Source organism: Haloflavibacter putidus, from assembly GCF_006546625.1.
GTDB lineage: Bacteria > Bacteroidota > Bacteroidia > Flavobacteriales > Flavobacteriaceae > Mesonia > Mesonia putida.
The window spans coordinates 1-281 of record NZ_VIAR01000044.1 but is presented as its reverse complement, the minus strand read 5'-3'; the positions used below and the strand labels follow the sequence as shown (position 1 = coordinate 281).

Below are 281 nucleotides of genomic sequence, written 5' to 3'. Positions count from 1 at the left end.
GGTTTATCAGATGGTTTAGCACCCAGACCACACGGTTGCTGGGAAGGGAAAAATCTACTTCAATATGTAAGGCTTCCCTGTTAAAGTCATCAATAATGTTGAAGGATCTGAATCGCCTCTTGTTCTCCAGGACATCGGTCACAAAGTCTATACTCCAAGTATCGTTGGGCTCGTGAGGAACTTCCAAGGGCTCTTTTATCCTGGCAGGCAGTCGTTTTTTTACCTTTCTTCTCAAAGGCAACCCCAAGGCGACATATACCCTGTGGACACGCTTGTGGTTC

The 281-nt window shown here is 46.3% G+C and carries 1 pseudogene; it reads right to left on the bottom strand.

What is annotated here, in order from left to right:
• A pseudogene (locus FKR84_RS13250) lies at positions 1-281 on the bottom strand (IS3-like element ISLbl2 family transposase); the annotation flags it as partial.